17 protein-coding genes are annotated in these 23,763 nt (G+C 44.7%); 8 read left to right on the forward strand and 9 right to left on the reverse strand.

The genetic code is table 11. The annotated features are described in order from the left end of the window. Positions 1-3 precede the first annotated feature (3 nt). The 3 genes from PTW35_RS13080 to PTW35_RS13090 all read left to right on the forward strand — a co-directional run bounded on the left by PTW35_RS13080 (position 4) and on the right by PTW35_RS13090 (position 6,134). Complete coding sequence (locus tag PTW35_RS13080) at positions 4-1,311, forward strand: DUF1501 domain-containing protein (protein WP_281025359.1); 1,308 nt, start codon at positions 4-6, stop codon at positions 1,309-1,311. A 70-nt stretch (positions 1,312-1,381) separates the two neighbouring features. Further along, a complete protein-coding gene (locus PTW35_RS13085) occupies positions 1,382-4,573 on the forward strand; it encodes a discoidin domain-containing protein (protein WP_281025360.1) in 3,192 nt (1,063 codons plus the stop codon). Between the two features lie 514 nt (positions 4,574-5,087). Further along, positions 5,088-6,134: a lipase family protein gene (locus PTW35_RS13090; protein WP_281025361.1), complete on the forward strand. Its 1,047-nt coding sequence runs from the start codon at positions 5,088-5,090 to the stop codon at positions 6,132-6,134. Between the two features lie 98 nt (positions 6,135-6,232). Here PTW35_RS13090 and PTW35_RS13095 read toward each other — a convergent pair whose 3' ends face one another. After that, positions 6,233-7,390 carry a Na+/H+ antiporter NhaA gene (locus tag PTW35_RS13095; RefSeq protein WP_281025362.1) on the reverse strand — a complete coding sequence of 386 codons (1,158 nt, stop codon included), beginning with the start codon at positions 7,388-7,390 and terminating at the stop codon, positions 6,233-6,235. Positions 7,391-7,619: 229 nt separating this feature from the next. Next, positions 7,620-8,267: a TetR/AcrR family transcriptional regulator gene (locus PTW35_RS13100; RefSeq protein WP_044623924.1), complete on the reverse strand. Its 648-nt coding sequence runs from the start codon at positions 8,265-8,267 to the stop codon at positions 7,620-7,622. A gap of 433 nt (positions 8,268-8,700) precedes the next feature. On the opposite strand from PTW35_RS13100, the gene PTW35_RS13105 reads away from it, so the two are divergent. The 3 genes from PTW35_RS13105 to PTW35_RS13115 all read left to right on the forward strand — a co-directional run bounded on the left by PTW35_RS13105 (position 8,701) and on the right by PTW35_RS13115 (position 14,105). Next, on the forward strand, positions 8,701-10,089 hold the full coding sequence (locus tag PTW35_RS13105; RefSeq protein ID WP_044623925.1) for an NCS2 family permease: 1,389 nt from the start codon (positions 8,701-8,703) through the stop codon (positions 10,087-10,089). 11 nt (positions 10,090-10,100) lie between these two features. Next, positions 10,101-11,873: an adenine deaminase gene (gene adeD / locus PTW35_RS13110; protein WP_281025363.1), complete on the forward strand. Its 1,773-nt coding sequence runs from the start codon at positions 10,101-10,103 to the stop codon at positions 11,871-11,873. Positions 11,874-12,308: 435 nt separating this feature from the next. Continuing rightward, on the forward strand, positions 12,309-14,105 hold the full coding sequence (locus PTW35_RS13115) for an RICIN domain-containing protein (protein WP_281025364.1): 1,797 nt from the start codon (positions 12,309-12,311) through the stop codon (positions 14,103-14,105). A 232-nt stretch (positions 14,106-14,337) separates the two neighbouring features. Here the strand turns inward: PTW35_RS13115 and PTW35_RS13120 are convergent, their stop codons facing one another. Continuing rightward, positions 14,338-14,766 (reverse strand): protein tyrosine phosphatase, encoded by a 429-nt coding sequence (locus tag PTW35_RS13120; protein ID WP_281025365.1) that lies wholly within the window; start codon positions 14,764-14,766, stop codon positions 14,338-14,340. A 443-nt stretch (positions 14,767-15,209) separates the two neighbouring features. Here PTW35_RS13120 and wecA point away from each other — a divergent pair, with 443 nt between their 5' ends. Together wecA and PTW35_RS13130 are read left to right on the forward strand one after the other, a co-directional pair. Beyond that, on the forward strand, positions 15,210-16,259 hold the full coding sequence (wecA, locus tag PTW35_RS13125) for a UDP-N-acetylglucosamine--undecaprenyl-phosphate N-acetylglucosaminephosphotransferase (protein WP_281025366.1): 1,050 nt from the start codon (positions 15,210-15,212) through the stop codon (positions 16,257-16,259). Positions 16,260-16,322: 63 nt separating this feature from the next. Further along, complete coding sequence (locus PTW35_RS13130) at positions 16,323-17,450, forward strand: Wzz/FepE/Etk N-terminal domain-containing protein (protein ID WP_281025367.1); 1,128 nt, start codon at positions 16,323-16,325, stop codon at positions 17,448-17,450. 38 nt (positions 17,451-17,488) lie between these two features. Here the strand turns inward: PTW35_RS13130 and PTW35_RS13135 are convergent, their stop codons facing one another. The 6 genes from PTW35_RS13135 to PTW35_RS13160 are packed head-to-tail and all read right to left on the reverse strand — an operon-like array spanning position 17,489 to position 23,695. After that, positions 17,489-18,604: a glycosyltransferase family 4 protein gene (locus PTW35_RS13135; protein ID WP_281025368.1), complete on the reverse strand. Its 1,116-nt coding sequence runs from the start codon at positions 18,602-18,604 to the stop codon at positions 17,489-17,491. A 16-nt stretch (positions 18,605-18,620) separates the two neighbouring features. Next, on the reverse strand, positions 18,621-19,769 hold the full coding sequence (locus PTW35_RS13140; protein WP_281025369.1) for a glycosyltransferase: 1,149 nt from the start codon (positions 19,767-19,769) through the stop codon (positions 18,621-18,623). A 2-nt stretch (positions 19,770-19,771) separates the two neighbouring features. After that, the gene (locus PTW35_RS13145; RefSeq protein WP_281025370.1) at positions 19,772-20,335 is read right to left on the reverse strand and encodes an acyltransferase; all 564 of its coding nucleotides are present in this window, start codon (positions 20,333-20,335) and stop codon (positions 19,772-19,774) included. After that, positions 20,322-21,392 (reverse strand): glycosyltransferase, encoded by a 1,071-nt coding sequence (locus tag PTW35_RS13150; RefSeq protein ID WP_281025371.1) that lies wholly within the window; start codon positions 21,390-21,392, stop codon positions 20,322-20,324. Before PTW35_RS13150 ends, PTW35_RS13145 begins: the two co-directional genes overlap by 14 nt. Beyond that, positions 21,370-22,560, reverse strand: a complete 1,191-nt coding sequence (locus tag PTW35_RS13155) for a hypothetical protein (protein WP_281025372.1) — start codon at positions 22,558-22,560, stop codon at positions 21,370-21,372. Before PTW35_RS13155 ends, PTW35_RS13150 begins: the two co-directional genes overlap by 23 nt. 1 nt (position 22,561) lies before the next feature. Next, positions 22,562-23,695: a hypothetical protein gene (locus tag PTW35_RS13160; RefSeq protein WP_281025373.1), complete on the reverse strand. Its 1,134-nt coding sequence runs from the start codon at positions 23,693-23,695 to the stop codon at positions 22,562-22,564. Between the last annotated feature and the right edge of the window lie 68 nt (positions 23,696-23,763).

Consider the following 23,763-nt stretch of genomic DNA (forward strand, 5'->3'; position numbering starts at 1 on the left):
ATAATGAAAAGACGCGAATTTTTAAAAAAGTCCATCGCCACCGCAGGCTTGCTTTCATTATCGACCGGTATTGGCATGCGCAACCTGGCCATGGCCGCCGGCGGCGACTACAAAGCTTTGGTCTGCGTGTTCCTGGCAGGAGGCAATGATTCCCATAATATGCTGATCCCGACCCTACCTGCCCGTTACGATGAATACAGTGCCGCTAAAGGCGCACTGGCATTAGAAAAAAGCCAGCTGGTGAACTTGGCCATGGACGGGGATCTCGCTTTTGCCGCCCACCCGGCCCTCGGTCCACTGGCGGATTTATTCAGCCAAGGAAAAATGACCGCGATCATCAACACCGGCAATCTTATCGCTGCCGGTGACAGAGCGGCCTTCGAGGCCAACGCCGTACCGTCCATCTCCCGCCTTGGCTCCCATGCCGATATGCAGGCGGCAAAAAGAAGCGGTTTTGTTGGCGGCGATATTGCGACCGGATGGGCCGGGAGATTGCTTGATACATTAGCCTCACCAGTTTACGACTTTAGCCCAGCCTACAGCACCGGCGAGGAAACCAACTTCTTGTTGTCCAGCAGCTACCAGCAAGTGTTGTTGTCTGAGAGCGCCAACATCAAGGCCTTCGGCCTGGCCGCAGGGCTTGAGCAAACCTTCAAGGATGATATGGCTGCCGAGCGGAGCAATTTATTCCGCCAGCAAATCAACCTCATCAAACAGCAGATGCTCTCCTCGGGCGCGCAGCTAGATCCGTTGCTCGAAGCAGAGCTGTCGACCCCGTTCCCCAAAACTTCCCTGGCCAGCAAGCTTGCCATGGTCGCCAAGGTGATCAAGGGCAATGCGGTGCTGAACCAGCAACGCCAGATCTTCTACGTGGTACAGGGCGGCTATGACACCCACAACAACCAGCTGGCGGCCCATGACAAGCTTTACAAGGAACTAGCAGACGGGCTGGCGGCCTTGCAGACCGAGCTCGATATCTCGGGGCTCGGCAGCAATGTCACCACTTTTACCATGTCTGATTTCGGCCGTTCGCAGCTTACCAATGGGAGCGGGACCGCGCACGGCTGGGCGGGCCACGAGCTGGTAATGGGCGATGCGGTTATCGGCGGGCGGTACTACGGCGATATACCGGATCTGCTCCATGACGGCAACTGGTCCATCAACAACAACGGGAGGATGATCCCAACCACCTCCGCCGATCAAGTGGCCGCGACACTGGCCCACTGGTTTGGCGCCCCTACCGAGGCACTGGAACTGCTGTTCCCCAACCTCGCGAACTTCAACCAGAAAACGCTGGGCTTTTTGAGCTAAGCCCCTCGGCATGCCGCCCCTTCGGGGGCGGAGGAAAACCGCAGTCCATACACTCTCAAGGAGGAGCGTTATGCGAACTACCCATCCCCTCATTGGATTACTGCTTTGCTGGTCGTTTATGGCCAGTGCCAGCTTACCCGAACAGCACCATCACCTTACCAACTTAGCACCGAGCCATGATCACCCGATACGAGAAGACATGCAGCGTGAACACCAAGCCATTATGGCCATGGTCAGCGAAGCACAGGCGACCCATGTCTCGGCAACCTCCGGCTCCTGGTTTGATCCGGCGACCTGGGGCGGCAATGTCCCTTCAAACGGGGCGCGTGTCATTATCTCTCCCAGCCACCATGTGGTATTCGATGGCAAGAGCATGGATGAGCTCGATACTCTTCGTATCGATGGCACCCTGGCCTTTGCCTCCCAGCTCGATACCGAAATGACCGTCGATACGATAGTCGTGACCCGTGACGGGCTACTGGAAATTGGCAGCCACGGCAATCCCATCGCCCCAGCCAATCAGGCAACAGTGATCTTCAAGGACTATGCCGATTTAGGCTTTATTACCGATGACCCATCCCATCCGCGCTTCGACCCTTACAAGCTCGGCCTCGGCCTGGTTGCGATAGGCGCAGTGAGAATACACGGTAATGAAAAATCGCCAGTTGCCGAGTACCGGCAGGCCATGGCCGGCGAGAGTGTCATTGCACTCGAACAGGCACCAGTCAACTGGCAAGTCGGTGACTACATCGTCATTGCCGGGCTAAGTACCAGCAACGATCAACACGAGGAACGCCGCATCGCCGCGATCCAGGGAAAAACGCTCACCCTGGATGCCCCGTTGCAACACGACCATATTCTGCCAAGGCATAGCAAGGAGACCCTGACTCTAACAGCCCACATCATTAACCTGAGCCGCAACGTCGTATTTATGACGGCACCGGGCAACGAAGCTGTCTTTATCAAGCATGATGACAAATACAACACCAAGGAGTTTACCAAGCGCGGCCACATCATGATGATGCACTCCAATGCTGTCGACGTCGCCTTTGCCGCCTTCAACAACCTTGGGCGCACCAACAAGCGCTGGGGGCAGAGCAATACCCTTGTCGACGAGCAGGGTAACTACACCATCGGCCTGAACCCGATAGCCCGCTATCCCTTCCACCTCCATCGTGCCGGGGGCGTTGGCCAGCCCGCCTATGTGCTCGGCAATGCCGTCAATGGCTCAGTCGCCTGGGGATTCGTCAACCATTCCAGCTACGGCCTCTTTGAGCACAATGTCGCATTCAATACCATGGGGGCGGGATTTGCAGCCGAAGCCGGTGACGAGCTGGGCCGCTTTGACAACAATGTCGCCATGTACACCATAGGCAGCAAAACGTCTGGCTTGGGCGTTCGCGGTCACGGCTTGGGCAGCCAAGGCAAAGATCTGGGTCATTTCGGCAGCGGATACTGGATTCAGTCGCGTCTGATCCGCATGGACGGCAACATTGCCGCCGGCTTTGCCCACGTTGGTGTCCATCAGTGGAAAGAGCTTATCGACAACGCCGAGGATAACCTCATTGAAACCCGCCTGATCTCCCACCTTACCTCCAAGTATGATGACCAGGAGTATGTCACCGGCTATGAGCTGATGGAAAAAAGTGGCATCCGGGGACTCTATGAAAACCTAATCATCTATGGCGGCCCCACCGCGCTGAAAGACGAAAGAGCCAGTGGCGATATTGATGGCGTGATTGCCCATACCATTAAAACCGGTGACGACCGCTGGTATGCCGGCGCAGTGGATTACAGTAACTTTGTGATCATCGGTGATCTGGACGCCCCGCGTGGTATCGGCATCAAAAAATTCGGCAACGCCGGGTCGATACGCCTTAGCGATATGCATATTGAAGGGATGGAGATCGGCTACCAGTTGACTGAGCGCCAAGGGACATCGACACTAACCAACGCCTACTCCAACAATGTGGTCGACTTCGAGTTCCATAAACGCTGGAACTACCCCCACACCTCGGTGGTTCAGGGCAATATTGAATTTGGCGAGTTAGATGACACCGCGCTGGATGGGCGTACCCGCAAGCACTTTGATATCAACTTTGGCGGTGGTGTGTTTCGGGCCGGCTCGACATCCTACATGCTCTTGGATATCGGCAGCTGGCAGCAGCCATACCGACTATATATGAAAGAGGAGCAGCAACCTGGCTATATCCCCTACCCGTCGGAAACGCACGCCGGAGAGGTACCGGATGAATGGCTGGACAAAGACAATATCTATATTGCCGAAACATTCGGCCGGCCTATTGGTGGTGGCTGGATCCCGGAAAACGCCATCGCCCTCCCCGCGACCGGCAACGTACTGGCCGAGCCCCTGAGCTGGGAGCAATACATGACCCTGCGAAGCCTGAGCAACGAAAGGCTGGAAACGCTGTTCGGCGACAATATTGCCCTGGGTAAACCGGCGACGGCATCATCGGTATATACCGGGACTGGTGGGGCATATACGGCTGACCGCCTGGTCGACGGTGATGAAGACAGCTTCATGCATACCTACAAGGCGTCGGTTGAATGGGTGGAAGTCGATCTGCTGGGAGAAACGGCAATCAATGCCATACAACTGGTGAACCGCAGCGGGTATAACAGCCGACTAGACGGGGCCAGCGTCTTGCTGTTAGATGCTGACCGTAATGAGCTATGGCGCTCGGAAGCCCTGCCGGTCCAAAGCCGCTACTTGTTCGAAGCGGAGCCGAGGAATTTTGCGTCACTGCCAGCCCGCTTTGTCCGCATCGAGAGCAACCCGAATACCACGGAATACCTGAACCTGGCCGAGCTGTATGTTTATGCCGACCCGGCACCGATGCGACTACTGCCGACCACGGCGGTGGCCAGCATAGAAAACCCGAATGGAACAGGGGCTGCCCACTTTGCCATCGATGATGATTTCGACAGCCGCTGGTCGGGGGAAGGAAAAGGCGTCACGTATACTATCGAGCTGGATAACACCTACGCACTAGCGGAAATTAGATGGGCCCAGCGCAAAGCGGCAGAACGAGCCTACCATTTTACTATCCAGGCCAGTACCGACGGGGTGAGCTTTAGTGATATTGCGTCAGTCACCACAGAGATCACCAGCGATGCAATGACCAGTTATATGATGGATAATCCACCAGCGCGCTATATCCGTTTTGTCTGCAACGGCAATACGGAAAACGACTGGAACAACTTCATTGAAATTCAACTATTTGGCCGCACGATTCGCTAGCACAGAGTGAAAGAGTAGCTGTCTATAAGTAGCAATGAGAAAGGATGTGAGAGGCTGTCACATCCTTTTATTTTGATGATGCTTGCTGAATCATGAAAACAAGCGCCACAAATAGCCTGGGCTATCAGACACCCCCGAAACACCCCATAAAAGCCATTTCAAATCAGCAACTTAATTAGCACCCAAATCTCATTGAGACATTAATCGTGCTCAATGAGACAAACGCTTTTTTGGCTAAGCGTGTATAGAAATCTGAGTTTTGGTATTGAAAAAATTCAATACCGGCCAGCCAAAAATTGGTTTAATTTTCATGTTAGCACGCTAAATGCACAAAAAATCCAGCCTTATAAACTCACCTTTGACAGAGCATAGCCACTTCAGCTTTAAGTAAGCAAGCCTGTTCTAAAAGCGATACCCGTTCATTTTTTATACGCATTATTGCGCTACTCTATCCTTATCAAGATGAATGCATATACCTAATAAAATAGGGACTCACTACCGAGAGGAGTGCACCATGGAAGCTATTACTCAAGAAAGGAAATCGACGGGTTTGGCAACAAAAATGCTTACCTATTGTTGGTGGAAGGCTATTGGTAAGATTGATACAAGCAAAGATAACCTCATTGATACTCTGGATAGCTCAAAGGTCTGCGTTTTTTTAGGAACCGTATCCAGCGGCCTAAAAGAAATACACACCCTGCCCAAAGCCTTAGGCGACAACCCAATTGAGCCTTTTTACGGAGAAGACAGTGAGTTAAACCGCAAGAACTACCCGAACACCGCAAGTTATCTCATCACCTTATTGAAAGCCGCTTTTGACCTGTCCCCCTTTATGATACAGAAAAAAATTAAGTGCTTATCTGAACAAAACTATCGTGATGATAACCCAAACCCGACACCCAACGAAAAGTGGTTTTTCATCAATGGAATTTGCACCAGTAAAGACATGGCAAAAGAAAATGCCCGCATGCTCAGCAAAGTCTTCGGCCGTCCTATTACTCCGCTGCACAACCCAACCAATGGCATGCTCCCTGATATATTTGAAGCCATCACCGGGCGTGACTTCGACAAATATACCAATATTGCCAGAACTGCCAAGAACCTTATTTGGGATGAATTACAGCAACTGAAAGTCCATACCATCGATAAAAATACCGACACCAATCATCACCATAAAATTGTCGTTATTGGTCACTCCCAAGGTGGGATCATTCTCTCTAATGTCGTAGGCAAACTCATCCTGGAGCATCACAAAGACCCATTACTCAATCACCTTGAGGTCTATACGTTTGCCTCTGCCCATGACGAGTATCCTTCATTTGGTAACCAGAAAGGCCCATCAAATTATCTATCACCTTTCACCGAACATTTTGCCAACGACGGAGACTTTGTCGCAAGACTGGGTGTACTGCATGAGACCGATAAAACTAAAGGGAACGTTTTTGAAAAGAAAGGATCAGGGCACCTGTTGAACTACCACTACCTTCGAGATTTCCTTGCAGGCAAATATGATGTCACGCAGCCTAGTCACCTATCTACTTTGCGTAATGGAAAACGCTAGCGTGAAGGAGGCAAACTATACAACTACCATTTGATATCGGAGCGGCCTTTCAAGCAACTTGGACATTACTATTGCTTGTGGGCCGCCATCAATTATGCTCATTTACCCGCTCCGGCCTTAATGACGCCACTCCCCTGGGTAGTTGCATACTGCATTAACGTCAGGCCTATCAAACTCGCCACCAAGGCAGCCAGCACAATTCCCAGTTTGTAATGATCACTTTCCAACCCTGAAAGCTCACCAATAAACAGGGAGAGCGTTAGACCGATACTGCAAAAGACAGACAGAGCAAAGACCATCAGCATATTCGTCCCTTCGGGTAAGTCAAAAGACTTGAGTTTGACACCCAGCCAAACCGCGCCAAACACCCCAAGGGGCTTGCCTATCAGCATCGCAACCGCAACATACGCCACCACAGGATCAAACGCGACGGAAGAAAACGCCTCAGAAAGCGAAACACCTGCGTTTGACAGGGCAAACAAAGGCAATATCAATAAAGTGACTATCCACTGCAACATGGACTCTGTCTTGTGGTCAATTGCGCACCCACTCTGGCTTAAAGCTATTCCGATAACCACACCAGCTAGGACAGGATGGATACCGGCTTGGAGCAAGCCAAACCACAAGGCTCCCCCCAGCAACACATACAGCAATGGCCTTTTTACTTGGAGGTAAGACAGGACACATACCAAGCTGGTGATCAGTACCGATAAACCTACATAAGCCATTTCAACGGTTGCGGTATAGAAGACCGCAATGGTAATAATGGCGAGCACGTCATCAAAAATAGCCACCGCCAGCAGGAACATTTTCAGGCTCACCGGCACGCGGCTACACAACGAGAGCAAGCCAAGCGCCAGCGCTATATCTGTTGCGGTGACAATCGCCCAGCCATTGCCCAAGGGTGAGCTCACACCGCCCACAAGCAGCAGGTAAATCAACGCTGGACAGATAAACCCCGCGCACGCAGAGGCAAAAGGCAGCAAAATGGCCCGCAGGGTTCTAAATGCCCCATGCTTTGCCTCGTTACTTAATTCAAGGCCAACCATCAAAAAGAAAAGCACCATCAGCAAATCATTGACAAAAAGCTGCCATGAAACGCCATCGGTAAGGGGGTAATTTTTAAAGGCCGTGTAAGACGGCAGGTGAAGCGTTGCCCAGGCAAATGCCAATAAGCAGCAAGTTATCAAAAGCAAGCCCCCAAACCGCTCCTTGGAAATGGCAACTGCACTTTTTGCGCCCAAAGATTGAACCATAGCCTACCCTCCTTAAGGTCAAACCCACCAGGCGAGGAAATAGATCTTACCTATTCAACTTAACCCAACCCGCAATATGAAACAGCGCTATAGATCGGCTTTCGAACATCATGGTATAGGCGCATTCGCTGGGGGCACCAAGGTCGCAATAGGGAAATAAGGTCAGTATTTTTGATGCTTGCTTGAGACTGCTGTGTGATATTTAACGAGATAGACTCAGTTCGCTGTTTTATTCACTCACCGCACAGCCATAGAGGAACAATCGGATATTTTGCCGGTACAGACTTTCCAGGTATGCAATTGTCTCTTGCTGCGAACTATCTTCGATTTTGAGCGGATAAAAGAAAAACGGCGTCATCACCAGCGCGTTGAAACTGTCTTTGAGCAAATCGACATCCAAGTCGGGGTCAATAAAGCCCTTGCGCTGGAGGGTGGAAAAGATTTTGATATGAAAAGCATCGGTGTAGGCCAGTATCGACTTATCGATATAACTACGTCTTGGGCCGTCATTCAACACCAAGGTTTTATAAATAATGCCCAGAAGTTCCGGGTATTCAATATCCAAGTAAAAAATGGTCATAAACAGCTCTTCGATGGTGTTGCGGTTCGAAGATGCTTTTTCCAACTGGTTCAGTTTGGCAAAAAATGGCGCGTAAATATCGTCAAATACCGCCTTGTACAACCCGGCCTTATTTTCAAAGTAATAACCAATCAGCGCGACATCTACCCCTGCTTCCCGAGCGATCATACGGGTCGTGACCTTGTTGTAGGCACGTTTCAAAAACAACCGGCGGGCTGTATCCAATATAGCCTGCTGACTGCAGGGTTGATCGACCTCCTGCCTGGGACGTCCACGCGATTTAACCTGGGTCGTCATGCCACTCCATTATCCTCAATTTAATTTATTGGCGACTGAGATGATTAAACCTTAACCAGCATCCAAAAAAGTGCGGCAAATTCATATTTCAAAAAATTGCGTACCCGTTACCGTATGACATGTGACTCTGGTCAACAATGCTATTTAGGTATTCATCAAAACCCGAAGTTTGCGGAATAATAAAGCCAGTGAAATGAGATCGCTGTCGCCGCGGATGTTCTTCCAATCTCCTTACAATAGTCCTGTACAAAAAACATGCATTTATTCTCTGGTAGCAAATTAAAATTCGTCAGCACCTGAAAACCAGCCACATGTTCCATGGGCAACCCTAACAGCAATTCAAAACAACAAGTCCCTACAGCAAGACAATTGGGCAATAGAACATGGTTGCAGGCGCTTATCTGTTAGATGGAATACAGAAAAGGAATCAATTATGGAAATGCCTAGCAATGAGAGCAGTGCCCCCATCAACGAGCTCCCGAAGAGCTCGATTCCCAACCAGCAAGTTCCCCCTCAGTCCGGCTTCTTTGAGCGTCGCTTTAAGTTAAACGAGCATAACACCACATTTTCTACCGAAGTGATTGCGGGTATCACCACTTTTATGACGATGGTATATATCGTTTTTGTTAACCCGCAAATCCTATCGGCCGCCGGTATGGACCCTAGCGGGGTCTTTGTTGTCACCTGTATGATCAGTGCCTTTGGCTGTATCGCCATGGGATTGGTTGCCAACCTACCGATCGCCCTGGCACCCGCCATGGGGCTTAACGCCTTCTTCGCTTTTTCCGTTGTCGTCGGCATGGGGATCAGCTGGCAGACCGGGATGGGGACCATTTTCTGGGGTGCGGTCTGCTTTACCCTGATGTCCGCTCTCGGTATCCGCTCATGGATCCTCAGCAACATTCCTTCCTGCCTGCGTATTGGTATTCCCAGTGGGATCGGTCTGCTCATTGCACTGGTCGGTCTGAGCAATGCCGGTATTGTCGTCGCCAGCCCTGCCACCATGATCACCGTCGGCGATTTAAGCTCTCTGCAGTGCGTGCTCGGGGCACTGGGGTTCTTTATTATCGTGATCCTCGCCTCACGCGGTATCCATGCCGCAGTGTTAATCTCGATTGTCGTAGTGACGTCCATTGCTGCCTTGATGGGGGATGTCGAATACACGGGGATTGTCTCCATGCCTCCGAGTATCGAGAGCACCTTCGGCCAATTGGATATTGCCGGCTCTCTGGATATCGCCCTGGCCGGGGTGATTTTCTCCTTTGCCTTGGTGAGCCTGTTTGATAGCTCAGGCACCATGATAGGGGTTACCGAAAAATGCGGTATCACCGATGAGCGCGGCCGCTTCCCACGCATGAAACAAGCCCTGATGACAGACTCAGTCACCTCGGTAGCCGGTGCTTATATGGGAACCTCGACCGTGACGGCCTATATCGAAAGCTCTGCCGGTGTAGCCGTTGGCGGCCGGACCGGTTTGACCGCGATTGTTACCGGACTGCTGTTCATTGTGGTGATTTTCTTCTCGCCGCTCGCTGCCATGGTACCGGGCTATGCCGTTGCCGGCGCACTGATTTACGTGGGGATTCTGATGTCCTCCGGACTGGCAAAAGTCAACTGGAGCGATATGACAGAAGCGGCTCCGGCCTTTATCACCACGGTAATGATGCCCTTTAGCTTTTCAATCACCGAAGGGATTGCCACTGGCTTTATTACCTATTGCGTCATGAAGGCTGGGACTAACCGCTGGCGCGAAATCCACCCAGGTGTAGCCATTGTCGCCCTGCTGTTCATTATCAAGTTTGTCTTTGTCGATGGTCACTAACCGGGGGCGTGATGATGTCGAACTTAAAACACAAGCACACTCAACGGCTCTGCCGGGAACAGTTGCAACACCTGCTAACGGTGCTACGCGGGGAAAAGAAAGCGGAGCTGAAGCTGACGAACCTATCCGTGCTCGATCTGGTCAACGGGGAGGTACTTCCCGGCCCTGTCGTCATTGACCAAGGGTATATTGCGGCTGTCGGTCCGGAGGCCGAGGTATTGCAAGCCAAACGCAGTGTCGACTGCAATGGCCAGGTTGCGGTACCGGGATTTATTGACGGCCACATGCATGTGGAAACCTCCACCATGACCCCGTTCGAGTTCGAGCGCACCACTTTGCCGCTCGGTACCACCAGTATCGTTTGCGACCCACATGAACTGGTCAATGTGATGGGCAAACAGGGTATCGAATGGTTCCTGCGCTGCAGTGAGTTACTGATGCAGAACATGTTTGTCCAGATCAGCTCCTGCGTACCGGCTGTGGCCGATCTGGATATCAACGGCAGCGACTTCACCCTCGAGGAGATGGAAGCCTATCTCGAGCATCCCCATGTGCTGGGTCTGGCCGAGGTCATGGACTACCCGGCGGTGATCGGCGGCAACCCGGCAATGCTCAATAAACTGGCAGCCTTCGGCGAGCTAAACATCGACGGGCACTGTCCGCTACTCAGCGGTCTGGAGCTGTCAGCGTATAGAGCCAGCGGGATCCAGAACTGTCATGAAACCACCAACTATCAGGAGGGAAAAGAGAAGCTAGCCAAAGGTATGGCCGTGATTATCCGGGAAGGCTCAGTGGCCAAAAACCTCGATGCCTTGGCACCTTTGATCACCGATTACAGCTCGCCGCTATGCCTGCTGTGTACCGATGATCGCAACCCACACGAAATAGCCAAAGAGGGCCATATCAACTACATGGTCAAACGGCTGATCCAACAGCATAAGATCAAGCCGCACCTGGCCTACCGGGTCGCTTCCTGGTCCGCAGCCCGGCACTTCGGTCTAGATCGTCTTGGCCTGATTGCACCGGGTTACAAGGCCGATATCAACTTGCTCACCGATCTGGAACAAGTCGATATCCAACGAGTCGTGATCGGCGGCCAATTTGTTGACGAGCTGAAACTGGACGAACTAGTTTCAGATAAGCTGGACTCCTCCGCCCCGCCGCTGCAAGCCACATTGCGCCATAGCGTTGTTGCAAGCGATGAGCTGGCGATCCCCCTCACACCCGGCAACTACCATGTCATTGAAATAATCAAAGACGAGCTGCTGACCAACCACCTTGTTAGCTACTACAACGGCCGGAAATTTGATCAGCCCGGCATCAACAGGCTGGCGGTCGTCGAGCGCTACGGCCACCAATTGCCGCCCGCCGTAGGATTAGTAAAAGGGTTTGGACTCAATCGGGGGGCAATAGCCACCAGCGTCGGCCATGACTCACACAATATCGTCGCTATCGGTGCCGACGAGCAGAGCATGGCTCAGGCCATCAATCACCTGCTTGCAATCGGTGGCGGCTACTGTGTCGTCGAGGACGGTACAGTAACCGCTGATCTCAAATTACCGCTTGGCGGGATCATGAGCCTCGACAGCTCAGAAGCGATTACCAGTCACATCATTGCCTTGAAAGTGGCAGCGAAAAATATTGGTGTCATCGTGGCCGAGCCCTTCGTGCAGATGAGCTTCCTCGCCCTGCCCGTGATCCCGTCGCTGAAAATGACGGTGAAAGGCCTGGTCGATGTCGAGAAGTTTAAGCTGATTGAGTTGCAAGCTGATGCTCCGCAATAGCGACAATTAACCCAAATGCCATCAGTCAATCTGGTGGCATTGGTATTCTTACGCATAGATCTGGCTATCTATAGCAAAAATGAGTCTCTTATTTAGGGAGAATTTAATCGTTTTATAATAATCAAGCCATATAAATTAAATGGCATAAAATCTAATTACAAAACACAGAAGGCGCCACTATATAGGCTTTTAGCGGGATCTTTTTTATGGTGAAGCAGAAATAATGACAGCCGTATTAAATAAATATTATTAACGACTTCCTACTACAGCACATTCTCATATATTAAAACCAGGTTCCCGGGCTGATTATTTTGTAAACCAAAATCACACATTCATAAAACTCATGAATACATCAGCAAAAATAAGAGTAACATTCTCACGCAAACAACCCATAAAATATTGATTTATATCTAATAATAAACATAAAGGTATAACATGAAAAAAGTTTCGAGCTCTTTCTTCGCCTTAAGTTTGCTGACGGCAGTCGGTTCCGCTTGTTATGCATCTAACCTTGATCAAACCGACCCTGTGGCGGATCTGATTCAGTCATCTACCGCCTACTTCCAACAAGAATGCCACCTGTACAGCCCAGAAAAAAACGTTCCGTCAAACTGTAATTACTACGTCTTAAATCTGGCTGAAATAAGCGTTGATGAGAGAAGAGCGTTCACTTCTGAGCTGTTAGGGCTTGGTGTAGACAGTAAATATGTGCTGGTTACAAAGCCTAGCGATATAGATAAGCGGGCTATCTATCTTCTTGATGTGCTTGACCCTGAATATATCGCATCCAGTCTGGAAACAGAGCTCAATAAGCGAAGCCTGAGTAAAAGGTCTGTCTCTCAGGACAGCGGCAACGTAATGGAGTTTATCGTCCACAGACGCTTCAATGTCGAAAGGCAGGGGAAAGGAAACGTCACGCTGAAATACAAAATTCGCTATTACAGCAAATCCCCTTTCTACGCACGCTCTGGCGATAAAGACAAGTATGTTGAGATCATCCTGGCAGAGGGTTCCGGGGTCGATATGGGATTGGCCGACAGCTGGTCTGATATTTACCGCCGCTGGGATCACAACAGCAACACCAACTATGTCTATAAAGAGTACCTGGACGCTATCGATGTCGGCATCAAGATTAACGACAGCGTGAAACTCTCTTCCGGCCAGATTTACCTAAATGATCTCTACCCGAGAATGCAGGACCAGGTCGAGTCCAAAATCGAAAAAGAAACCACTACCAGCATTAAAGTCGGCCTGGGCTTTTCTCCCAAGATCCCAATCAAAGATATTGAGTACTCTTTCAGCGATAAATACAGCATCACCAATAAGAAGCAGTTTGGGCTGATCGCGAAAACCAATAAAGATGGCTACAACATCAAATATGTGAACAACAAATATGGTTCAGCTGTCGACCCGGAACACGGCTTCTGTGATTTGGGTACCGCTGATGGCTGGTGCTGGGACTACGATGAGCGCCGTGGTAACCCGTGGAACTTTGACAAGCTAAAGCAAAACAACTCGCTGGCAGTCAGCGGCCTGCGGCCTGATTTTATCGCCAAAATTGCGGCAAAAGAAGGAACCGGCGGCACGTCTGACATCGTGGTCAAAACCACGGTAGACAGTCTGGCGCTGTTTGGTCATAACCGCTGGATCATTGGCCGCCGCTACGCATCCGGCAGCCAGCTGTGGAACAACTCCGACAGCAACTCAAACTGGAAGACCGGCCGTGACTTTGAAAAACTGACATACTCTGATCAGTTTACCGTGACGGTCGACTGGAACAGCCCCTGGTTCCTGGGGGCTGACGCGGTTACAATCAAATCGACTTACCTAAGCCAGCAGAATGCGCAGTGTCTGACTGTTGTCGGCAACAGCAGCCTGCAGTTTAAAGACTGTGTCGATGGCTCTAAGTCTCAGTCGTTCATCTACGACCAGGAGAAGAGATATCGCAGCGTTGCCAATATCAACCAGTGTCTGGAAACCGCAAATGGCCAGTTGACACTAAGCTCAGACTGCAGAGATGACTTCGCGCGAAACACCCAGATCTGGTACTGGCAGGAGCCAAATGGCTTTACCAATGATGTTCTCTATACCGTAAACCATGACCGGACAATCAATGCGATAGACGCATCAAGCTCAGTGCCTGGCGTACTTGTTCTCGGTGATTCAGAAGACAAGCCGGACAGCGTGCTATACACCAGCCGCTTTACGGACTTCAGTACCATTAAACCTTAAAGCCCTGATAGCCGCTCACTGACTGGTGAGCGGCGGCGAAAAATGTCGGTGAAAGGCCTGGTCGATGTCGAGAAGTTTAAGCTGATTGTTCTGCAAGCTGAAGCTCCGCTATAACAACAAGCAACCCAATAACGCCACCTGCTCTGCGGGTGGCGTACTTCCTGCAAATTCTTTACTCAGAAGCAGCCTCAACAAATTTAACGTTAACCCCTCAACTCACCAAAGAACATACTTACAGCTTCTTTGCCCACGCTTTGGCTGACTCATCAATCAGCTCATAGGCAAAGTCGAACGCTTCGCGGCTCTGACGGTATGGGTCAGGAATATCTTTTTGGCCAATCCACTGACCAAACAGCATGGTTTTGCCACGCGCTTCCGGTGCGATATTGGTTACCGCTTCGATATGGCCTTTTTCCATCACCAAAATCAAATCGTAATCGCGGCAAAGCTCGCTGGAAAGCTGCTGGGCCACATGCCCCTCCAGGCTGATACCGTGCTCAAGCGCGACTTCGGCAGCCGTTTTGTCAGCTGGTTTACCTACCAACGCACCGACACCTGCCGAGGCAATGTGCTTGTTCGGCAAGTGGTGCTTCAAAAGGTATTCACCCGACGGTGAACGGCAGATGTTGCCAACACAAACCACTAAAATTTTATTAAACATACTGTCCCATATAAAGTTAGAATTTCCATGGCCTAGTTCAGCCACATCCATTCCTTTTCCCCATTCAAAATCATTAAAATTCTACATGAACGACGTCTGATTATCAGCCTATAATCGTACTTCATAGATACAGTCCGAAAGCAACAACAAAATTGCATAACCGCGCGCTTCCGTAGCAACCAGAAACAAAAACTTGAAAAATAAATATAAATATTATGATAAATTTTTGTTTATTTTCAAGAAACTAAATAAAATGCCTCGAAGGTATCTTGATAATGCGCTTTTAAATCATAAGCATAAAAAAGAAAGTCGTTCATCCTTAAACTAATAAGGCTAAATCTTTGTAAGATGTTACGACAAGATCATTCTTTTGACTTCTGTAACCCTGTAAAACTTGTTAAAATTGGTTAATTATGGTTAAACACAACAACTAGTAGTATCCAATGTTTGCTGACTTTTTTTTCGTCTTTTTCTCTTCACTGACAGCTTTATTTCTTCTAAGAAGGTTCGCAAAGCGCATTGGCCTTGTAGATAAACCTAATGCAAGAAAACATCACGAAGGCTCTGTTCCACTTGTCGGTGGGATCGCCATATGCATATGCCTTGCTCAATTTCTGTACTACAAGCCCGAAGTGCTCAATGACTCAGGCCTATATATCTTTTGTATAGTCACTTTGACAGTGGTTGGAGCACTTGATGATAAGTTTGATGTCGATTTTAAAGTTCGAATGCTACTTCAAGGCGCTCTGTCAATCTGCATGATCTACTTTGCTGGCCTTGAATTAAATACATTAGGTAACTTGATGGGCTTTGGCCATATAAAACTAGGTACTCTAGGTTACGTTATTACCATTATCGCAGTTATTGGTGCGATAAATGCGTTTAATATGGTAGACGGAATCGACGGTTTGCTTGGTGGTTTGTCTATTGTAACTTTCGGGGGGCTTGCATACATATTACACTTTGATGGCAAGCCTTCGCTAGCGTATGTATTGCTCATCATTATTGTTGCCATCATACCTTACATTTTACTTAACCTTGGTGCATTTGGCCGTAAGAGAAAAGTTTTTATGGGTGATGCAGGGAGTATGCTTATTGGTTTTACTGTCATTTGGATGCTTCTTTTAGCTAGCCAAGGTGGAACAAGGCCGCCACTGCGTCCAGTAACGGCGCTATGGCTGATCGCGGTTCCATTGATGGACATGGCTGCCATTATGATCCGCCGTATCCGACGTGGCGATTCCCCCTTCAAACCAGATCGCGAGCATCTTCACCATATTTTCCAAAGACTTGGTTTAAACTCTGTTCAAACATTAATCACAATATGCACAATTGCTACCGGTTTTGCTGTTTTTGGCATATATGGTGAGATGGTAAACATCCCTGAATACATCATGTTTTGGAGTTTTATCTTTTGCTTTATTTTATATTTGCTCATCTTATCTAATATCTGGAAAATTACTGCAGCTATTAGAAAAACAACGTCTATCTAATATTAATTTAACCTTTACAGTTAACATAGGAAAACCATTAGGTTTTAATGAGTGGTGAAAGTTTTGAAAAGCCAAGACAATGCTAAAAGTGAAGCCGTCAGAAGCTCAAAAAAAGAACATAGTTTATATAAAGAAATTGATTTCTTACTGATTCTTAAAACATTATGGCATGAAAAAATAACCGTACTAGTTGTAACGGGTCTTTTTGCAGTAGCTGCAGTTTTATATGTAAACACAGTAGAAGAGACTTGGACGTCAAAAGCCAAAGTATTACCACCATTACTATATGATTATGCAGATCTTCAAAAGCAAACAGCGAAACTTTTACCTGCATTTGAAACGGCAGAAAATGCAGCTAATACAAGATTTGAAAACCCATTTACTGCTTTATTAGAATCAAAAGAATTGTTAAAAAACTTCATCTATGAATTTAACTCCTTAGATAATAAAAAGGAGTTTTTATCTAATAATGAGACATTTAAAAAGTATGTAAATGAACATAATAACAGTTCATCATCGACAAAAGAGCTTCAAACATGGTCAAACAAGTTTAGTGCAGCCCAGGAAAGAAATGAAAAGAATGTATATAATTTAGCATTTGAATCATTTGATAGTACGACCAGTACTGATTTGTTAAATAAGTATATCGAGTTTACCAATAAAAAAGTTATTCAAAAAACAGAGCTCAATATTGATAGTTTGATTTCACAAAAAAGAGCAGAATTAGATTATTCAATAAAATTGCTTCAAACCCAGATTCAGTCAAAGCTAGAAACTGAAAAAAAACGCACACAACTTGCTTTACAGGTTGCAGAAGCAGCTGGGATTAACACGCCAATCAATACAATAGCCCAACAAAATGATGAAATTTTTTCTATTCATATTGGCTCGAAAGCACTGAGTGAAAAATATAAGATATTAAGCAAACTAGACCTAGATGATCTAAATATTTTTGAACCTCGTATAAAAGAATACACAGCTAAAATCACGATGCTGGATAATTACTCGAGAGATACTGATGCATCCTTTAAAACATATAGATTTATGAACGAAGTATCTCAACCACTGTATAAAGACAGTCCCAAACGAGGCTTAATTGTTCTAATTGCAACATTATTCGGTATCGTTGTAAGCATTTTCATTGCACTATTAAAAAGATTTCTAACCGTATACTTGAAAAAAAATAGGTAATAAAAAGGCGAAAGCACTGCTTGTGCTTTCGCCTAAAATTACGATAACAACATTTCTACTCGGCTTAAATATTTATCTATTACTAATTTTTCATCAAACTCACGTTCAATTTTATACCTACTTGCAAGCCCCATAGCTTCACGCTCCTCACTCGAAAGGAGGATAACTTTATCTAATGCATCAACCAAGCTATCAGTAGATTTTGGCTGACAAATAAATCCATTGATACCATCATCCACCGTTTCCTTACAACCAACATTGTCCGTTGTAACTATTATTTTACCCATAGCCCCGGCTTCAAGAAGAGATTTAGGCACTCCTTCACGATAGTAAGAAGGCAATACCATACAATTAACACGGGCTATTTCTTGTTCCACAGAATCCGAAACGCCCAAATAGTTAACAATCCCTTCTTCTACCCACGATTGCATTTCTGGCTCAGAAATAGCCGATGGATTATTTACCGCTAAAAAGCCTAAAAGGTTAAATTCGACTTTAACTCCATATCTAGCTCGCAAAACTCTTGCAGCTTCAACATAATGTAAAACTCCTTTTTCACGTAACATCCTAGCAATAAGTAAAAAGCGAATCACTCCATCGTCATCGGCAGGTTTTACGCTAAAACGACAAAGATCAACTCCAGAGCCAGGTAAACGCTCCGTGAGGCTTTCGTCTGCTATACCGTTGTTTAAAAAAAGCGTTAAATCATCATTATTCTGAAAGAAAATCCAATCAGCATGCTTTTGACTTAGCTTATACAATGAGCGAGCAATCTTCGAAGTGATACTTTCATTAATAAATAAGCTACCAAGCCCTGCTATATTGTTAATTACTTTAACTTTCAGTAAACGACCAGCAAGCGTACTATAAATGTTATTTTTTGGTGTAAAGTTCAAAATAACATCATATTTATTTTTTTTATAGATTTTAACGAAGTTTACAAACGTAATAAAATCTCTTATCGGGTTAGTTCCACCTTGATCAATATCTATATGATGGAAAGTAGCACCTAATTCTTCTATTTTATCAGAATAGCCATCTGTTGGTGAAACAGCAGTAACGCTATGACCTGCATTAATAAGTGCTAAAATAGTATTTTTTCTGAAGTTATACAAATACCAACTGGTATTTGCTGATATTACAATATTCGCCATTTGAGTTTCACTATTTCTACTTTAAACACAATGCATAATCAGCATAAAAATTAGCACGTATCTCTTTTAAGTTATCCCGAATAAACTGGCTAGCTGTTTTTGTATTCTTGCTTGATTGTTCAGAATACACCCTATCATCATTTGTCAATTGACAGATAAGTGTAGCTAACATTCGGTGATCACCAACCTCATGAACAAAATTATGATCAATCAACTCAGGTAAGCCTCCAGCATTACTGACAATAGCTGGAAGGCCTCTGCTCATCGCTTCAATCGTCGCTCTTGGAAGGCCTTCTTGGTTACTCGGCTGTATGTATAAATCAACAGAGTCTAATAGATTGACAACTTCATCAAGCTTCATCGCACCAGGGTATGAAAAGACGATATTTTCAGTATGAAACGATCTTTTAAAATGTTGGCCAGGCCCAACAAGTAGGAATTTATAATGCCGACTTCCTGTATCAAGCAGCTTTGCTGCTTCATAAACGGTATCATACCCCTTATGAAAACTGTCTAGATTTCCGACTAATGCAATATCAACACACTGCTTTGTGCTAATCTTGTCAATAATTTTTCTATCAACCGACTCCGAAATTTCAACATTAGATGCTGAGCTGACAAAACCACTACATGGGTATCGCTTTTGCAAAAAATCACTCGTTACGTAAATTGCTCCAGCCGCTTTAAACACTGCTTTTTTCATCTCCGAGACAATAATAGGAGAGTAAAGGCGTGACTTAAGCGTTGCAAATCCCGACATGGCATCTTTGGGGCAAGCGACAACCTCAGTAGCATAAGGTACATTAAATTCTGAAGCACATTTAGCAACCAGAAAACCAATTTCACTTGGTAGCCTTACAACCACACCATCATGCTGATTAATAATACTTTTTATTAATTTCTTATAATGATTGTATTTTAAAAATCGGTTTTTTAGGTTTGATAAATTGTCAAATGGAATAAAATTAACACCTTCACGATCAATTTTATTAAACGTCGACAATAGCGATTGATCATTACACTTTTTAAAACGTGATACGATTGTTACTGAAGAAAAAGAGTCAAAATACCGATCAAAGCTAGTATTATTGAGCTTACCTGGCGAATAAAAATCCCCCATATCATCCAAGTAAAAAACATGATCGTGAGCAAATAGTAATTTCATTTTTATAAAGGCCTTACTTTCCTTGCAGGTGAACCTACATATACGCCACTTTCTAGTGTATTTCTCACCACTGAATTAGCGCCAATTACAGTTCTCGCCTCGATAACGGAACCCGCCAGTACTCTTACACCACAGCCCAACCACACATCATCACTGATTGAAACCGCAGCCAGTTTTAATTCCTGATATTTGATAGGAAGGTTTGCATCATCGAAAGTATGTTCAAAAGTAAGGATCGAGCAACCATGTGCTATTGATACATTATCCCCAATGTTTAATTCTCCTTTGGCATCTATGTAACAATATTCATGAAGGCTAACATTGCTGCCAATATTTAAACATTCAAAATTCTTAATTGTACACCATCGACCAACATAAACGTTCTCACCACAACTCCGAGCCAAAGAACGTAAAAGCACATATCTGATCGCCACACCTAGTTTTCCAGGAAATCCTGAAAATAGAGAAAACATAGCTGAACGAATAAAAAAAGGTAGCAATCCTATTAACTTATCAAGTACATTGAAAACAAATTTCAATCGTTTAAATAAATTACGACCATTCATTTTTATATACCTTATTTATTTTTTCCATATTTGTTTGAATTGTGAATCTCTCATTATGATATGTCATCATTCTTGATTGCTCATGCATATCCTTCAAAATTAACTCTTTAATCTTATTAGCCCACTCTTCTGGATATTCTATCTCTAAAAACTCAATAAAATCAGAAATTTTAACATCATCCGGTAAAGCCTGAGAAACTAGCGTATAAACATTGTTAGACTGGGCCTCGACTGCTACTAAGCCAAGACCTTCAAACTTAGATGGCAAGATAAAAAAGTCAGAAACATCATGAAGAAGTTCATTAACATCATTTCTTATCCCTAGGAAAAAAACTCTTTCTTGAAGACCAAGCTCCATCACTTTCGCTCTGATAGCATGCTCTTTATCTCCTTGGCCAACAAGCAGTAATTTAACTTTCTCATTATTCATATGTGACAGAATTTCAACTACAAAATCATGGTTTTTTTGATCGACAAATCTCCCAATATGAGTGAGAACAATATCATCTTCGCACAACCCAAGCTCACTCTTAGTTAAGCTAGAGTTTCTTTTAAAACTAAGTCCACATGGAATAATTTTCACATTATCCATTGAGTAAAACATCGACTTTGCCGAATCAACGCTTACTGAAATTTTTTCATTCGCAAAGATGTTGACAAAAAGCTTCATCACTAAAAAGTATGCTTTTTTTATCGCTTTAGCGTTCTTGTATTCTGACCGTTTGTCATTATGGCAATGGGCAATTCTTACTTTTACCCCAGCAAGAAATGCAAGAAATAAAATCCAACCCGATGAAAGGTTAACATGTGAGTGGACTACATCAATTTTTTGGGTTTTAAAGAATTTATATAAAAAAATTGAATATGAAATCAGACCATTGCGGAATGGCGTTTTGATTATTTTAACATCATTTTTTTCAACTTCACGGTCAAAAAAGCCTTCATTCTCATCTTGAACCAGGTAGTACAGCTCATTCTTATCTACGTAAGATAAATCTTTAAGCCAAGCTTCAATCCCCCCGGGGTTTAATGCTTTAAGAATGTGAGCTACTTTCATCGGTTAATCCTATTTTGACTAAATAAAGAAGAAGGAAGAATTGAACGATATTACCAACAATAACAACTAAGTAAATACTATCAACAACTGATATAAAACTCTTCAATAAGTAGAATGCAATAAACATAACAAGAATGATGAATATATAAATCAACGGTTGCTGCTTCAGAACTCTAAGTGCACTTGCAATGTAACCTAGATATGATGATACAAATGTCGTCGTAATTATTAATAGCAAGTAAAGCAATTGAGAATGATTAACAACAAAACCATCTCCATAAATCACTTTAAATACCCACTCACCAAATAAATAGATAAATAGTGACAAGCCACTTCCAAGAAGAAGAGAGCCTAAAAATCCGCCATAAATGACCTTGATTTTTTTCTCTCTGCTAGTTCTTGCGACTATCGGTACTAAAACCTGTGAAAAAGCAGTAATCACTAAGCCACCGGCACTCACAAAATACATCATTGACGCAAACACACCAAGCTCAAAGTTGCTTGCATAATATTCCATGAAAAAACGAGGAAACATTGTTTTCACTGAAAGTAATGTAGCAGCAACGGCCAAAGGCAGGCCCAATAGGTAAAATTGTTGTTTTAATATCTGCCCAGACTTTACACTTACTTTTCTTACATCAAGTAAGAAAATTGAAATAACGGCCGCTATAACTTGTATTTGTACTGACTGCAACAGCGATAACCCAGCAAGAAGTGATACAGAAATAGATGCAAAAAGCAGTATCGAACGACATATCTTTGATGTTGCAATAGCTCTATAGTTATCATGCCACTGGCGATAGCCATATACAGTCTCCGCTAGTGACTCACAAATTTTCACCACATATAAACAAACTACATAATATAAATATTCTTGATAAAAGAGATAGCTAAATGCAATACAAACCAAAAGCCCTAAAGCCTGTGATACCAGAATAGATAAACAATAGCTGTTAATATCAACATCATTTTTCTCCGTAGAGATCAGTTGTCTTACACCAAAGTTAAAGAACATGTTGATCGGTAAAACAAGCGAAAGAGCAAATGCATATACACCAACCCACTCTACGCCTTTAATATGACTAATTGCAGAGACTATACCCCATTGAGTTAATGCATAAATTATTGCAGAAATGAATGTATAGCTAAAAAACTTCAGAATCCTCACTTTATTTACTCTCGTTTAACTTTAAGAAGACACAAAGCTTTCCTATATTTTCTAGAACGAATCTCAAAAATATAATAAATGCTAAAATATACACTAAAGGTAAAAACCAGTTAACATTAGTCATTGTATAAAAAACAAGCATCATTAACATTGATATTTTAATAATAATGTTTTTATTACTATCTATATATTTTAAAAAAGCAGGTAATAAGATCAGGATCAAAACAAAACCAGCCCATCCGAAGTTAGAAACCGCTTCGTCATATAAGCTATTCGTAATATTCCACCCGGCTAAAGCTGGACCTGTTTTACCATACAGTATTTTCCCAGTAAGATATTGGGCATATGGATATGGCTTTTCAACCCAGATACTCCGAGGTACAAATGCCAATACAATACTTAAGTAAGTTTGACCTGGGTATTCAACCATCTGTTTTTTTTCTATAAGCTTTTCATTGATAACATATTTCATCACATCATCTCGCCCAAACTCATGCCTAGTCGACGCATAGACTTCAGAAGATGTCACTTCATATTGATATTTATAATTAAATGAGTAAAAAACATATACAATGAAGAACAAAGCAATAGATATATATATTTTGGACGTGTTTATAAAGCTTTTCTTCCCATAAAGGTAAGATATTGCCGCATAGATAACGAAAAAGCCATAAATGAATCTTTTATTATTAAGATATATATCCAGCAACAGTATAACGAATAATACCAATGAAGCTTTTAATTTAATTTCCTCACCATAGAAAAATCTTAAAGCCAAAACAGACATGGATGAAAAAGTTGTCGCAATCCATACACGACTATACTCAGAGTATGGAGACTGCCCTATAAACTCTCTAATTTTCCCATAAACAAAATATATATTAGGTTCACTTACAGTCAATAAACTTATAGGCCCTATTACAGCCACACACCATAACATAACCTCAACAACTTTATTTATTCTTATAGATTTAATGATAAAGTCTTCTTTCTTACCTAATATAAGTAGCATAAAAACAATATTCAGAGTGAATATGAAAATTTGATAAATCCACTCCGCTTCAGGTATTTGAAGCACATTTTCTAGCGCTAAGATTGAATCTTTTAGCTGCGGGTAACCAATAACCAAATCCAAAAAAGAATGAATTGGAAAGAAAATAAAGAACACAGGGTAATATAATACAGTCGAATTATAAACCTTAT

The organism is Photobacterium sp. DA100, assembly GCF_029223585.1.
In the GTDB taxonomy this organism is placed as follows: domain Bacteria; phylum Pseudomonadota; class Gammaproteobacteria; order Enterobacterales; family Vibrionaceae; genus Photobacterium.

Excerpts from the sequence above, each read along its gene's own strand:
- PTW35_RS13080 (WP_281025359.1), top strand. The coding sequence starts at position 4 with ATGAAAAGACGCGAATTTTTAAAAAAGTCCATCGCCACCGCAGGCTTG.
- PTW35_RS13085 (WP_281025360.1), top strand. The coding sequence starts at position 1,382 with ATGCGAACTACCCATCCCCTCATTGGATTACTGCTTTGCTGGTCGTTT.
- PTW35_RS13090 (WP_281025361.1), top strand. The coding sequence starts at position 5,088 with ATGGAAGCTATTACTCAAGAAAGGAAATCGACGGGTTTGGCAACAAAA.
- PTW35_RS13095 (WP_281025362.1), bottom strand. The coding sequence starts at position 7,390 with ATGGTTCAATCTTTGGGCGCAAAAAGTGCAGTTGCCATTTCCAAGGAG.
- PTW35_RS13100 (WP_044623924.1), bottom strand. The coding sequence starts at position 8,267 with ATGACGACCCAGGTTAAATCGCGTGGACGTCCCAGGCAGGAGGTCGAT.
- PTW35_RS13105 (WP_044623925.1), top strand. The coding sequence starts at position 8,701 with ATGGAAATGCCTAGCAATGAGAGCAGTGCCCCCATCAACGAGCTCCCG.
- adeD (WP_281025363.1), top strand. The coding sequence starts at position 10,101 with ATGATGTCGAACTTAAAACACAAGCACACTCAACGGCTCTGCCGGGAA.
- PTW35_RS13115 (WP_281025364.1), top strand. The coding sequence starts at position 12,309 with ATGAAAAAAGTTTCGAGCTCTTTCTTCGCCTTAAGTTTGCTGACGGCA.
- PTW35_RS13120 (WP_281025365.1), bottom strand. The coding sequence starts at position 14,766 with ATGTTTAATAAAATTTTAGTGGTTTGTGTTGGCAACATCTGCCGTTCA.
- wecA (WP_281025366.1), top strand. The coding sequence starts at position 15,210 with ATGTTTGCTGACTTTTTTTTCGTCTTTTTCTCTTCACTGACAGCTTTA.
- PTW35_RS13135 (WP_281025368.1), bottom strand. The coding sequence starts at position 18,604 with ATGGCGAATATTGTAATATCAGCAAATACCAGTTGGTATTTGTATAAC.
- PTW35_RS13140 (WP_281025369.1), bottom strand. The coding sequence starts at position 19,769 with ATGAAATTACTATTTGCTCACGATCATGTTTTTTACTTGGATGATATG.
- PTW35_RS13145 (WP_281025370.1), bottom strand. The coding sequence starts at position 20,335 with ATGAATGGTCGTAATTTATTTAAACGATTGAAATTTGTTTTCAATGTA.
- PTW35_RS13150 (WP_281025371.1), bottom strand. The coding sequence starts at position 21,392 with ATGAAAGTAGCTCACATTCTTAAAGCATTAAACCCCGGGGGGATTGAA.